We start from the raw sequence: 12,324 nt of genomic DNA, 5'->3' as shown, positions 1-12,324 counted from the left end.
CCACCTGTTGAGACGGTAATTACTCAGCTAGCTTAGTAACTCACCGTACCCGAGAATGGCAGATATGGACCCCATGGATGCGTGGCCGACCGGCCGACTGCTCTCCATGGCGTCGCGCCTGGTCGAGCACGCCTGGGTCGAGGCGCTCGAAAAGGAGGGTCTGACGCACGCGGGGCTGATCGTGCTCGACCTGCTCGACGTCGGGTCGCTCAGTCAGACCGAACTCGCCACGCAGGCGAGGGTGGAAGTGCAGACCATGTCGCGGAGCCTGGAGCGGCTCGAACGCGAGGGGTTCGTCGCGAGAGAGAAACACCCGGCCGACGGTCGACGGCACGTGGTGACGCGCACGCCGACCGGTCGCCGGGTGTGGGAGCGTGCGAAGACGCTCGAAGCGGATCTGTTCCCGAGCATCGCCGACAACGCGGGGATGCGTGCGGCGCTGCTCGAGATCATCCGCGCGACCTCGAAAGGCCGCTGGAACTGACTAAGCCTCTGGAGTGGTCTCCGCGGCCTGCTGTGCAGCGATCTGGCGGTGCACCTCGTCCATGTCGAGACCCTTGACGGCCTCGATCACCTGGTCGAGAGCGGGGCCGGGCAGCGCGCCGGCCTGCGAGAAGACGAGCACGCCGTCACGGAACGCCATCAGGGTCGGGATGGCGCTGATGCCGGCGGCACCGGCCAGCGCCTGCTCGGCCTCGGTGTCGACCTTGGCGAAGGTCACGTCGGGGTTCTTCTCGCTCGCGGCGTCATAGATCGGGGCGAACATCTTACAGGGGCCACACCAGTCGGCCCAGAAGTCCACGAGGGTGATTCCGGGGGAGGTGACGGTCTTCTCGAAGACATCGTTGGTTAGTTCGATTGTGGGCATTCTCTTCTCCTTCTGAAGTCTGTAGTCACTACAACGCACGGTGGCATCCCACATTCCCTTGGTGCTTCGGTTGTGGGAATCCACAACGGATGCCCCGGCCTCGCGAGCGCATTCGTCTAGTCCGAACGACCCGCTTTGCCCCTCCCGGGGTGGCTCGTAGCGTGGAAATACCCCACGCGAAGGACAAGCCCAATGACGCAGCTCGCAGATCGTCCGCATTCCACCGTATCCGCCGCATCCGTGCCGTCTCTGGCCCCGTCGGGGGTCGATGTCGCCTGGTTGGGCGGCTATCTGCTGGGGCAGTGGGCAGACGCGCGGCGCCATTCCCGCGCACTCCTGGTCGACCCCGCGTTGCAGCGCCAGGAGGGACTCAGCCTCGCCGAGCAACGCCAGCGGGTGTTCGAACAGCTCGGCCTCCTGGTCGAGAAGGGCGTCGTGCACCGGGCGTTCCCGAAGTCGGTCGGCGGTGAGGACGATCACGGCGGAAACATCGCCTCGTTCGAGGAACTGGTCACCGCAGACCCGTCCCTGCAGATCAAGTCTGGCGTGCAGTGGGGGCTGTTCGGCGCCGCGGTGTTGCACCTGGGAACCGAGCGCCACCATCAGCGACTCCTTCCCGACATCATGAGCCTGAAGGTGCCCGGGGCCTTCGCGATGACTGAGACCGGACATGGATCGGATGTCGCGGCCATCGGCACCACCGCCACCTACGACCCGGCTACCGACGAGTTTGTTCTCCAGACGCCGTTCCGCGCCGCCTGGAAGGACTACCTCGGCAACGCGGCGGTGCACGGTACCGCCGCCGTCGTCTTCGCCCAGCTGATTGTCGCGGGGACCAATCACGGCGTGCACGCGCTCTATGTGCCCCTCCGCGACGAGAGCGGCTTCCTGCCGGGCATCGGTGGCGAAGACGACGGGCCCAAGGGTGGCCTCAACGGCATCGATAATGGCCGCCTCCATTTCGACGGCGTGCGCGTGCCCCGAGAGAACCTGCTGAACCGCTATGGCGACGTCGACGAAAACGGCGTCTACTCGTCGAGCATCGCGAGCCCCGGCCGCCGATTCTTCACCATGATTGGCACGCTGGTTCAGGGCCGGGTCTCGCTCGATGGCGCGGCAACCGTCGCCAGCAAGCTCGCCCTCGACATCGCGATCACCTACGGCAGTCAGCGCCGCCAGTTCGTCGCGGGCAGCCCCACCGACGAAGAGGTCATCCTCGACTACCAGCGTCATCAGCGCCGCTTGCTCCCGCGCCTGGCGACGACCTATGCCATGTCGTTCGCGCACGAGAAGCTGCTCACCGCCTTCGACGGAGTGTTCTCCGGTGCACACGCGACGGATGCCGACCGCGAAGACCTCGAAACCCTCGCCGCGGCCCTCAAGCCGCTCAGCACCTGGAATGCGTTGGACATCCTGCAGGAGGCCCGCGAGGCCTGCGGCGGGGCCGGATTCCTGGCCGAGAACCGCCTCACCCAGCTGCGCGCCGACCTCGACGTCTATGTCACGTTCGAGGGGGACAACACCGTGCTGCTGCAGTTGGTCGCCAAGCGCCTGCTCACCGACTACTCCCGCAAGTTCGCCACAGCGGATGCCGGCGCGCTCGCCGGATTCGTCGCCGGGCAGGTCGGCGAGGCCGCGGTCAACCGCTCGGGCCTGCGCCGGCTGGCCCAGAACGTGAGCGACCGTGGATCGATCGCGCGCTCCGTCGGATCGGTGCGGGAGGAAGCATCCCAGCGCCAGTTGCTCACCGATCGGGTGCAGACGATGGTCGCCGCGCTCGCTGGGCGACTGCGCCCGGCGTCGAAACTCGCGCCCGCCGAGGCGGCCGCGCTGTTCAACAGCAACCAGAACGAGCTGATCGAGGCCGCGAAGGCGCACGGTGAGCTGCTGCAGTGGGAGGCCTTCACCGATGCACTCGCAGGCATCGAGCACGCGGGCACCCGCGAGGTGCTCACCTGGCTGCGTGACCTGTTCGGCCTCTCGCTGATCGAGAAGAACCTCGCCTGGTATCTGATCAACGGGCGCCTCTCCGCCGCCCGCGCAACGGCGATCACTGACTACATCGACGATCGGCTGTTGCCGCGCCTCCGCGACCAGGCTCTGCCCCTGGTCGAGGCATTCGGATTCACCCCGGAGCTGGTGCGGGCTCCGATCGCCTCGGGTGCCGAGCGCGAGCGGCAGGACGAAGCGCGCGAGTACTTCCGCGCGCAGCGCGAGAGTGGCACCGCGCCGGTGAGGGAGAAGTCGCCGAAGCGCCGCTGACGCCCTGGCGCCGGGTACTCTGCTCGCCATGACGTTCAACGACGACGCCGACATCAGCAAGGGCAATGCCCGCTCCGGCGGTGGTCGTCGCCGCACCGGCCTGGTCGTGGGCGGCGGTGGCGGTGTGCTGGTCACGATCGCGATCATCGTGATCGCGAACCTGCTCGGCGTCGACCTGGGAACGGATGCCGGGTCCGACGCCGGCAGCCAGCCTGCGGCGGGAGGTCAGGACCTCTCCCAGTGCACGACCGGAGCCCAGGCCAACGCCGACGTCGGCTGCAGGATGAAGGGGGCCGCGGCATCCCTCGACGTCTACTGGGCGCAGGAGGCGCCAGTGCTCGGAGTCGACTACACCTCGCCGGACTTCGTGCTGTTCGGCGGTTCTACCGACACTCCGTGCGGCACTGCCTCGGGCGCCACCGGTCCGTTCTACTGCCCGAGCGACAAGGTGATCTACCTCGACACGGCATTCTTCACCGACCTGCGCGACACCTATGGCGCCACGGCCGGCTCGCTGTCCCAGCTCTATGTGGTCGCCCACGAATGGGGCCACGGCATCCAAGATCTGGCCGGGCGCTTCGCGAATCAGTCCGGTGACCAGGAGGGGGCCGGGTCGGATTCGGTGCGCACCGAACTGCAGGCCGACTGTTTCGCCGGCGCCTGGGTGGGGGCGGCGACAGAGACGACGGATGACAACGGTGTGCCCTTCCTCGAACCAGTCACCAGCGCGCAGGTCGCCGACGCTCTCAACGCTGCGGCCGCGATCGGTGACGATCGGCTGCAGAAGCTCGGCGGGGGAGCGGTGGACCCCGACTCCTGGACCCATGGCTCCAGTGCGCAGCGCCAGCGCTGGTTCGAGACCGGGTACCAGTCGGGAGCAGAGAGCTGCGACACCTTCACACCGAGGGCATCGCAGCTCTAGCGGTCACGAGTAGAGGCGGTGTGCCTGCTTCGACGCGGCCTTGCGTGCCTTATCGCGAAGCTTCTTGGCCTTCTTGCGGGCTTTCTTCACTTCGGGGTCGTTCCAATACTTGGTGGCGGCATGCTTGATTTCCTCGTAGCGGTCGTGGCCGGCCCGTGCTCCGAGCACGTAGGCCGCGAAAGCGATGAGGGCGATGACGATCAGTTTTGGACGCACGGGCGATCTCCTAACGGTTGTTCTGGAACGTATGCCCGCGGGAGTCGCAGGGCAAGGGTGTTGTGCCGATGTTCAGCCTCAGCGGACGGGAATCGGTTCGTCATCGGTGACCGCGACGACCTGCACCACCTCGAGGGTTTCCGCGACGCCGACCGCCGCGGCTACCGCCGCGTCGACGAAGGCCTGATCGCCCTCGATGCGCGGGTCGAGCCAGTCCGCCCACCACTCCGGCGGAAGCGGAACCGGGTTGCGGTCGTGGATGTGGTCGAGGGTGTGCACGGCATCGGCCGTGAGAATCGTGGCCGTGAGCACCCAGCGGTCGGGGTCGTCATCCGGCTTGGAGTGGTCGCGCCACCAGGAGTACAGGCCGGCGAAGGCCAGTGTCTCGTCGTCGGCGCCGCGCAGATAGAAGGGCGTCTTCTTCTTCGTCACCGGGTCGGTCTGCCACTCGTAGTATCCGGATGCCGGGATCAGCGCCCGCTTCGACTTCACCGCAGCCTTGAATGAGGCCTTCTCGGTGATGCCCTCGCTTCGGGCGTTGAACGTGGGCACCGTCATCTTGAGCGTCTTCGACCAGCCGGGAGTGAGCGACCAGCGGGCGAGAGCGACCCGGCGCAGCGGCTCCGGTTGTTCTTTGGTGCTCTCAATGATCACGGGGATGGGGTCCGTCGGCCGCACGTTCCAGTTCGGCTCCCAGTCCGCTGCCTCCCCGCCCGCCGCGACGAACTCGAGGATGAGGTCATCCACCTTCTTGTCCATGGCAAAGCGTCCGCACATGCACACAGTCTGGCGCGGACTTACGACAAACGGGTGCCCGATCTGTGCATCTCCATATAGATCTGTGCATCTCCATATAGTGGAGGCGTGCCGAACATCACCTCGCTCACCGAGTCCGAAGCCGCCGTCCTCTCTGCCGTGCCGAAGGGGCTCCTGAGAAACGGAGCGTGGGTCGACTCGTCGACGGGCATGACGCTCGGCGTCGACGATCCGAGCACCGGTGAGGTGCTGGTCGAGGTCGCCGACGCGAGCGTCGAGGATGCCCGCGCGGCTTTGGACGCGGCAGTCGCCGCCCAGCCCGCCTGGGCCGCCACCCCGCCGCGCGAGCGCGGCGAGATCCTGCGTCGCACCTACGAGCTCATGACGGAGCGCAACGAGGAGCTCGCCCTGCTGATGACGCTGGAAATGGGCAAGCCGATCGCGGAGTCGCGCTCGGAGGTCGCCTATGCCGCCGACTTCTTCCGCTGGTTCTCCGAGGAGGCGGTGCGGCTCGACGGATCTTGGTCGACCGCGCCGGACGGCAAGTCGCGCATCATCACCATGAAGCAGCCCGTCGGCCCGTGCCTGCTGGTCACCCCGTGGAACTTCCCGCTCGCGATGGGCGCGCGCAAGATCGGCCCCGCGTTTGCCGCCGGCTGCACGGTCGTCGTCAAGGCCGCGAAGCAGACCCCGCTATCGATGCATGCGATCGCCGCCATCCTTACGGAGGCTGGCCTCCCCGACGGCGTGCTCGGTACCGTCACCACCTCCAAGGCCTCGTCGGTGGTCAGCTCGCTGATCGAGGATCCGCGTCTGCGCAAGCTGTCGTTCACCGGGTCGACCGAGGTCGGGCAGTCGCTCGCCGAACAGTCGGCGAAGGGCCTCATCCGGCTGTCGCTCGAACTCGGCGGCAACGCGCCGTTCATCGTCTTCGAGGATGCCGACATCGATCATGCGGTCGATCAGGCGATGCTCGCGAAGCTCCGCAACAACGGTGAGGCGTGCACGGCCGCGAATCGGTTCTACGTGCACGAGTCGGTGCTCGACGAGTTCTCCACCAAGTTCGCTGCTCGGTTCGAGAAACTCGTCGTCGGACGCGGAACGGATGCCGCCGTCACGCTCGGTCCGCTCATCGACCAGGCCGCCGTCGACAAGGTCGAGGAGCTGGTCGCCGCCGCTGTGGCGGAGGGCGCGACCGTCGTCTATGAGACTCCGCTGCCCAAGTCGACCGGGTATTTCTCGGCCGCGCGGGTCGTCACCGGGGTGAGCCCGACATCCCGCCTGGTCACCGACGAGATCTTCGGCCCGGTCGCCCCGATCGTCGGCTTCAGCACGGAGGACGAGCTGCTCGGGTGGGCGAACGCCTCTGACTACGGCCTCGCCGCCTACATCTTCACTCGCGACCTCGATCGCGCCGTTCGTGTCTCAGAGAAGCTCGAGGTCGGCATGGTCGGCGTGAACCGGGGCGTGCTGTCGAACCCGGCGGCACCGTTCGGTGGGGTCAAATCCAGCGGATACGGCCGCGAGGGCGCACACGTCGGCATCGACGAGTACGTCGAGACGAAGTACCTTTCGCTCAACGTGGGCTGACGCTCGTCCGCTCCGTCTCAAAAAAACGAGACCGGCCATCCGCACCGCGACGGTGCGAATGGCCGGTCGGTCAGCTGAAGCGGATCAGGCGGTTGCGGCCTTCATCGCCTCGATCGCCTGGTCGGTGCTGAGCACCTGGTTGGCGACGAAGTTGAAGTTGATCGCCGCTGCGGCGTTTCCGTCACCGAGCTCGGGGTGGTTCGGCGCTGCGGTCGCATCCGGAACTACGGCGACTTCGAAGCCCGCCTCGATGAGGTCGCGCAGGTGCGACTCGACACACAGGTTGGCCAGCATTCCGCCGAGGATCACCTTCTGGATGCCCCGCTTACGCAGCTGCAGAACGAGGTCGTTGGTCGACGGGCCGAAGGCCTTGTGCGGGCTCGTCACGACGGTCTCGCCGTCGTTGATCACCGGGGCGAGCTTGTCGAGCCAGTCGGCGCCCGAGCCGGCGAAACCGGTCAGGTCGAGGGCGCCGGCGCGGGAGAACATGTGCGAGTCGTGCATCATCGTCTCGATCGGGCCACCGAACTGCCACTTCTGGTCGGTCGGGTAGTAGTAGTGCGGGGAGATGAACACGCCGAAGCCGAGTTCTTTGCCCGAGGTCATCAGGCGCTCGAGGTTGTCGACGGTGTTGTTGGTGCGGATGCTCGGGCCGACGAGGCCCCAGACCATGCCGTTCTCTTTCAGAACGTCGTTCTGCGGGTCGGTGATGACGATGGCCGTGTCGGCGGGGGTGAAGTCCATGATTTCCTTCGATTGGGGAGGCGGCTATTGCTGCGGTGCTCGTCGCGCCGTGAACTGGTTCTCACGGCTGGAGTCTTCTGCATGCGTGAGAAAAGTAGAACACAAACTTCTCACGGATGCAAGCGAGTGCTAACGTGAGAACCATGAACGACCACGAACACGTCGAGAACGTCCCACTCATCGAGGACTCGCTGGCCCTCGATCTGGCGAACACGCACTACACGGTGCGAGGCGCGGTGCGCGAAGGGCTTGCATCGCCGAGCGCGCTCGATGGCTGGCTTCAGCGCATCCGGCCGCGTCTCACTCACACGCCGGCCTCCGAGGCGCTGGTCGTGGGGGAGGGCGACCTCGCCGAGTTCCTGGCGCTGCGCAGCGCCATCCGGTCAATCGCCGGCTCGCTTGCCGCAGCGGATTCGGGGGACGGCGCGGCCGGCGAGAGGGCAGTCGACGAGGCGGCGGTCGATCTGCTCAACGCGCACGCGGGCATCCTTCGCACCTGGCAGTCGCTGGCGCTCTCGATCGGTTCGGTGCCGTCAGCGGTGTCCCGGTCAGAGGGTTCAGGCGTGGGCGGCGTACTCGGTGAGATCGCGGCAGACGCTATCGCCATCTTCGGCACCGACAGGCTGACGACGCTGCGAGCATGCCAGGCCCCAGGGTGTCCGCTGTTCTTTCTCAAAGACCACCCGCGCCGCGAATGGTGCCGCCCCTCGTGTGGCACTCGTGTGCGTGCGGCCCGGGCGTACCGCAAGCGCACCGGCCTGGTCGTCGAGGACTGAGGGCACAAAAAAAGGCCACCCACAGTAGAAGCCTGCAGATGGCCTTCGTGGCTCCGACCGGCGTCGATCCGGTGACCTCACGATTTTCAGTCGTGCGCTCTACCAACTGAGCTACAGAGCCAAACGACACGGCCGTCTGGCGAGAGAAGACCGTGCGTTGCGACCCTGACCGGACTTGAACCGGCGACCTCCGCCGTGACAGGGCGGCGCGCTAACCAACTGCGCTACAGGGCCTAGCTATTCGCTGTTTGAGATGGTGCTATGTGACCCCAACGGGATTCGAACCCGTGTTAACGCCGTGAAAGGGCGCCGTCCTAGGCCACTAAACGATGGGGCCGTGAAGCAAGAAACACTTCATAGCTGCCGAGGAATAAGCATAGGGGCGTCCCAGTCATTTGCCAAACTGAGCCCGATCTCGCTGCAACCCGGGCGTGTTCGTGCCACACCGACGAATTACCCGCCTCATGTCGTGGTCGACGGTTAGGTTCAACGTGTTGTCGAAGGTTGACGGGCGCTCGCCCGTCTCGGCCCGCGCGAGCACCCGTTATCGTTAGCAGTGTTAAACAACTGCCGGCAGGCAGGGACTGGTGTCGGCCGGACAGCGTCACGGAGTCAGGGAGACATGAACAACAGGCAGAGCGAAAGAGGCGCAGTCGCCTGGAAGATTCGTGTTACCCGCCCGGGACGCATCCGCTTTCTCGCCGCTGCCGCCGTCGTTGCCATGCTCGTATCGGGCACTGTCGTCGGGCACTCGGCCGACGCGGCATTCGCCGACGACTACCCGAGCTGGAACGACGTTCAGGCCGCCCGCACCAATACGGCCGCCGCGGCCAAGCAGATCGCCGAGATCACGGCGACGATCGCCGGCCTGCAGGCGGATGTGACGGCCAAGCAGTCGCTCGCCGAGCAGAAGGGCGAAGACGCCCAGGTCGCCCAGGACAAGTACGACACGAAGGCGCTCGAGGCGGCGACGCTGAAGGAGCAAGCGGATGTCGCTAAGGACAAGGCCGCGAAGTCGAAGCAGCAGGCCGCTCAGGTCGCCGCCCGACTCGCGCGCACCAGTGGCAACGACCTCCCCACCCAGATCTTCTTCAGTGGTGGCAAGGCCAACGACATGCTCGAGCAGCTCGGTCTTGCCAGCATGGTCAGCGATCAGTCCGCCGGGCTCTACGCCAAGGCGATCCAAGACCAGAACACGGCCCAGTCGCTCACCGACACCGCTAACGTCGCGAAGGATGCGCTGAAGTCGCTCGCCGAGGCCGCGCAGAAAGCGTTGGAAGAGGCCGCCACAGCCGCGCAGGCCGCGCAGGCAGCACTCGACGAGCAGCAGGCGCACATCGCGACCCTCCAGGCGCAGCTCGAGACCCTGAAGACGAACCAGCAGCACACCGAGGAGGAGTACAAGGCGGGCCTCGTCGCCAAGTACGGCCCCGGTGCCGACCTCGCGGCGGGGGAGATCAGCGAACAGGGCTACGCGCGTCCGGCGGGTGGGCCGATTTCGAGCCCGTATGGTTTCCGCGTCGATCCGTACACCCACAATTACGCCCTGCACGACGGCACCGACCTCGGCGCGGCGTGCGGTTCGCCCATCTATGCAGCGCATGCCGGCACCATCGTCTACGCCGGCCCGTTCGGCGGGTACGGCAACTACATCAAGATCGACCACCACGACGGCACCTTCACCGCCTACGGTCACATCGTGAACGGCGGCATCCTCGTCTCGATCGGCCAGGATGTCGCGCCCGGCCAGAACATCGCCAAGATCGGGAGCACCGGATGGTCCACCGGGTGCCACCTCCACTTCTCGGTGTACCAGGGATCCGGCACCATCGATCCGGTTCCGTTCCTCCGCGATCGCGGCATCAGCCTCGCCGGCAACGGCGGCTGACCCGCTCACCGATTCGGGTCGGTGCACGTGGCGGTACTCGGACTCGCATCATTCAGGAGGGTGTGTGAGGCGGGGGACTGGAGTGACGGACGTTCTCCCCACCCGCATCACGGGCAACTCCCGCCCCACAGCCTGCTGAATAACGCGAAATCCCGTCACACGCCGACTCCTGAAGAACGCCCGCGCAGCCCACGCACTCCTGAATAACGGCAGTCGAAGGCGTCGTGAGTGACGCCGCTCCCGAACGTGCGAGCCGAGGGCAGGCTGCCCCCAGAATGGGCCCGGCCTGGTCATTTGCGCGCCCTGTTGCTACGGTGACTGGTGTTACTGGTGTTAACAGTGTTACCAACGGGCGGCTCGGGGATGATTGCCGCTCACCATCGGGGGAATCTATGAATCACGGCACAACGTTCGATCGTCTGCGCAACAAGCGCGCGATCGCTCTCGTCGCCCTCGCCGCGGTTCTCATAACCGGCACCATTGTCGGCCAGTCCGCCGACCGTGCCTATGCCGTGGACTACCCCAGCTGGGGTGATGTGCAGGCCGCGCGCAACAACGTCGCGGCGAAGCAGAAAGAGATCGCGAAACTCGATGAGGCCCTCGCCGGTCTTGCCGCTCAGGTGTCTGCCGCCCAGCAGGTCGCGGAGCAAAAGGGCACCGAGTTTCAGGTAGCCCAGCAGAAGCACGACGAGGCCGCGTTCAAGCTGACAGCCCTGCAGGACCAGGCGAAGATCGCCCAGAAGAAGGCAGACGATTCCAAGCAGAAGGCGGCGACCCTGGTCGCGCAGTTGGCTCGGGTCGGCGGCGGCAGTGACGTCTCCTCCACCATCTTCTTCAGCGGCGACGACTCCAAGAAGCTCCTCGCCAAGCTCGGGATGGCGACGCTGGTGAAAGACCAGTCCGCCGGCATCTATGAGAAGGCCGTCCAAGACCAGAACACCGCCGAGTCGCTCAGCAGCCAGGCGGATGTCGCCGAGAAGGCCCTCAAGGCCCTGGCCGACGACGCTCAGAAGGCGATGGATGAGGCGAACGCTGCATCGGAAAAGGCGACTGCTGCTCTCGCCGAACAGCAGGACAACAAGGGCCGTCTCGAAGCACAGCGTTCCGCGCTGGTGAACAACCAGGCGATCACCGAGGCCTCGTATTCGGAGGGCGTGAAGGTGCGAGCCGCCATCAAGGCCGAACAGGATCGTCAGGCGGCTGCCGCGGCAGCGGCCTACGCGGCCGCGCATCCCGCGTCATCCGGTGGCGGCGGCGGAGGCAGCGGTGGTGGTGGCGGAAGCGCCGGAGGCTCCGTGGGTGGATCCGGCTGGGCGAAGCCCTCGCAGGGCAGAGTCGTCGATCCCTACGGAATGCGCACCAACCCGGTGAGCGGAATTTGGTCGCTGCACGCTGGAGCCGACCTCGGGGCGGCCTGCGGCACCCCGATCTGGGCAGCCAACTCGGGAACGGTGACCTTCGCCGGACAGAGCGGCGGCTACGGCAACTTCGTGATCGTGACCGGAGGCGGCGTGAGCACCGCATACGGGCACATCATGAACGGCGGCACCCTGGTCTCGAAGGGCCAGACCGTCACCGCCGGAGAGCAGATCGCCCGCGTCGGCAGCACCGGCAACTCCACCGGCTGCCACCTCCACTTCGAGACCCGTCCGGGTGGAACGGCCGTCGACCCGGTCCCCTTCATGGCGGCGCGGGGCGTCACGCTCTAGCAAAGAACCCACTCACCACAACGAAAAAGCCCCCTCCCGCATTCGCGGGGAGGGGGCTTTCTCATTGCTCCGTGAAGGTCAGTGACCCTCGGCCTTGAGCTTCTCGATTCCGTCGAGGATGATCTGCTCGGCTTCGGCGGCGTTACCCCAGCCCTCGGTCTTGACCCACTTGCCGGGCTCGAGGTCTTTGTAGTGCTCGAAGAAGTGCTCGATCTCCTTGCGGGTGTACTCGGGAATGTCGTCGACATCCTGCAGCCAGTCCCAGCGGGGGTCCTTCGCCTGCACGGCGATGACCTTGGCGTCTGAGCCGCCGTCATCCGTCATGTTGAAGACGCCGATGGGGCGCACCTTCACGCCGACGCCCGGGAACAGCGGGTAGTCGAGCAGCACCAGCACGTCGACGGGGTCGCCGTCGAGGCCGAGGGTGTTCTCGAAGTAGCCGTAGTCGGTGGGGTAGACGAATCCCGTGAACAGCACGCGGTCGAGGTAGACGCGTCCGGTCTCGTGATCGACCTCGTACTTGTTGCGGCTCCCCTTGGGGATCTCGATGACGGCGTCGTAGCTGGCCATAGGTGTGGCTCCTTGGGTCTGGG

12 protein-coding genes and 3 tRNA genes are annotated in these 12,324 nt (G+C 66.3%); 7 read left to right on the top strand and 8 right to left on the bottom strand.

Annotated features, from left to right (window positions below):
- Window positions 1-64: 64 nt before the first annotated feature.
- Window positions 65-484, top strand: a complete 420-nt coding sequence (locus IV501_RS12715; protein WP_234698520.1) for a MarR family winged helix-turn-helix transcriptional regulator — start codon at window positions 65-67, stop codon at window positions 482-484.
- On the opposite strand, the gene trxA is transcribed toward IV501_RS12715, so the two are convergent.
- The gene (gene trxA, locus IV501_RS12710; protein WP_200556693.1) at window positions 485-868 is read right to left on the bottom strand and encodes a thioredoxin; all 384 of its coding nucleotides are present in this window, start codon (window positions 866-868) and stop codon (window positions 485-487) included.
- A 192-nt stretch (window positions 869-1,060) separates the two neighbouring features.
- Between trxA and IV501_RS12705 the strand changes: the two genes are divergently transcribed.
- Window positions 1,061-3,130, top strand: coding sequence for an acyl-CoA dehydrogenase family protein (locus tag IV501_RS12705; RefSeq protein WP_200556692.1), 2,070 nt, complete (start codon window positions 1,061-1,063; stop codon window positions 3,128-3,130).
- Between the two features lie 28 nt (window positions 3,131-3,158).
- Entirely contained in the window at window positions 3,159-4,052 is an 894-nt protein-coding gene (gene ypfJ / locus IV501_RS12700; RefSeq protein WP_200556691.1) for a KPN_02809 family neutral zinc metallopeptidase, read from the top strand.
- A 3-nt stretch (window positions 4,053-4,055) separates the two neighbouring features.
- Here ypfJ and IV501_RS12695 read toward each other — a convergent pair whose 3' ends face one another.
- Both IV501_RS12695 and IV501_RS12690 read right to left on the bottom strand, forming a co-directional pair.
- On the bottom strand, window positions 4,056-4,268 hold the full coding sequence (locus IV501_RS12695; protein ID WP_200556690.1) for a hypothetical protein: 213 nt from the start codon (window positions 4,266-4,268) through the stop codon (window positions 4,056-4,058).
- A gap of 78 nt (window positions 4,269-4,346) precedes the next feature.
- A complete protein-coding gene (locus IV501_RS12690) occupies window positions 4,347-5,045 on the bottom strand; it encodes an SOS response-associated peptidase (protein ID WP_200556689.1) in 699 nt (232 codons plus the stop codon).
- An 87-nt stretch (window positions 5,046-5,132) separates the two neighbouring features.
- Between IV501_RS12690 and IV501_RS12685 the strand changes: the two genes are divergently transcribed.
- Entirely contained in the window at window positions 5,133-6,614 is a 1,482-nt protein-coding gene (locus IV501_RS12685) for an NAD-dependent succinate-semialdehyde dehydrogenase (RefSeq protein WP_443667555.1), read from the top strand.
- 84 nt (window positions 6,615-6,698) lie between these two features.
- On the opposite strand, the gene IV501_RS12680 is transcribed toward IV501_RS12685, so the two are convergent.
- Window positions 6,699-7,358: a cysteine hydrolase family protein gene (locus tag IV501_RS12680; protein WP_200556688.1), complete on the bottom strand. Its 660-nt coding sequence runs from the start codon at window positions 7,356-7,358 to the stop codon at window positions 6,699-6,701.
- 143 nt (window positions 7,359-7,501) lie between these two features.
- On the opposite strand from IV501_RS12680, the gene IV501_RS12675 reads away from it, so the two are divergent.
- Window positions 7,502-8,134, top strand: a complete 633-nt coding sequence (locus tag IV501_RS12675; protein ID WP_200556687.1) for a CGNR zinc finger domain-containing protein — start codon at window positions 7,502-7,504, stop codon at window positions 8,132-8,134.
- Between the two features lie 48 nt (window positions 8,135-8,182).
- On the opposite strand, the gene IV501_RS12670 is transcribed toward IV501_RS12675, so the two are convergent.
- The 3 genes from IV501_RS12670 to IV501_RS12660 all read right to left on the bottom strand — a co-directional run bounded on the left by IV501_RS12670 (window position 8,183) and on the right by IV501_RS12660 (window position 8,471).
- Window positions 8,183-8,255: transfer RNA gene (locus tag IV501_RS12670), tRNA-Phe, on the bottom strand.
- 39 nt (window positions 8,256-8,294) lie between these two features.
- A tRNA-Asp gene (locus IV501_RS12665) sits at window positions 8,295-8,368 on the bottom strand.
- 30 nt (window positions 8,369-8,398) lie between these two features.
- A tRNA-Glu gene (locus IV501_RS12660) sits at window positions 8,399-8,471 on the bottom strand.
- A 285-nt stretch (window positions 8,472-8,756) separates the two neighbouring features.
- Here IV501_RS12660 and IV501_RS12655 point away from each other — a divergent pair.
- Both IV501_RS12655 and IV501_RS12650 read left to right on the top strand, forming a co-directional pair.
- Window positions 8,757-10,022, top strand: coding sequence for a peptidoglycan DD-metalloendopeptidase family protein (locus IV501_RS12655; RefSeq protein WP_200556686.1), 1,266 nt, complete (start codon window positions 8,757-8,759; stop codon window positions 10,020-10,022).
- A gap of 392 nt (window positions 10,023-10,414) precedes the next feature.
- Window positions 10,415-11,731 carry a M23 family metallopeptidase gene (locus IV501_RS12650; protein ID WP_200556685.1) on the top strand — a complete coding sequence of 439 codons (1,317 nt, stop codon included), beginning with the start codon at window positions 10,415-10,417 and terminating at the stop codon, window positions 11,729-11,731.
- A 78-nt stretch (window positions 11,732-11,809) separates the two neighbouring features.
- On the opposite strand, the gene IV501_RS12645 is transcribed toward IV501_RS12650, so the two are convergent.
- Window positions 11,810-12,301, bottom strand: coding sequence for an inorganic diphosphatase (locus tag IV501_RS12645; RefSeq protein WP_200556684.1), 492 nt, complete (start codon window positions 12,299-12,301; stop codon window positions 11,810-11,812).
- Window positions 12,302-12,324: the final 23 nt, after the last annotated feature.

The organism is Lacisediminihabitans changchengi (genome assembly GCF_016634425.1).
GTDB lineage: Bacteria > Actinomycetota > Actinomycetes > Actinomycetales > Microbacteriaceae > Lacisediminihabitans > Lacisediminihabitans changchengi.
The sequence above is the reverse complement of the archived record's forward strand: the minus strand, read 5'-3'. Positions and strand labels throughout refer to the sequence as shown.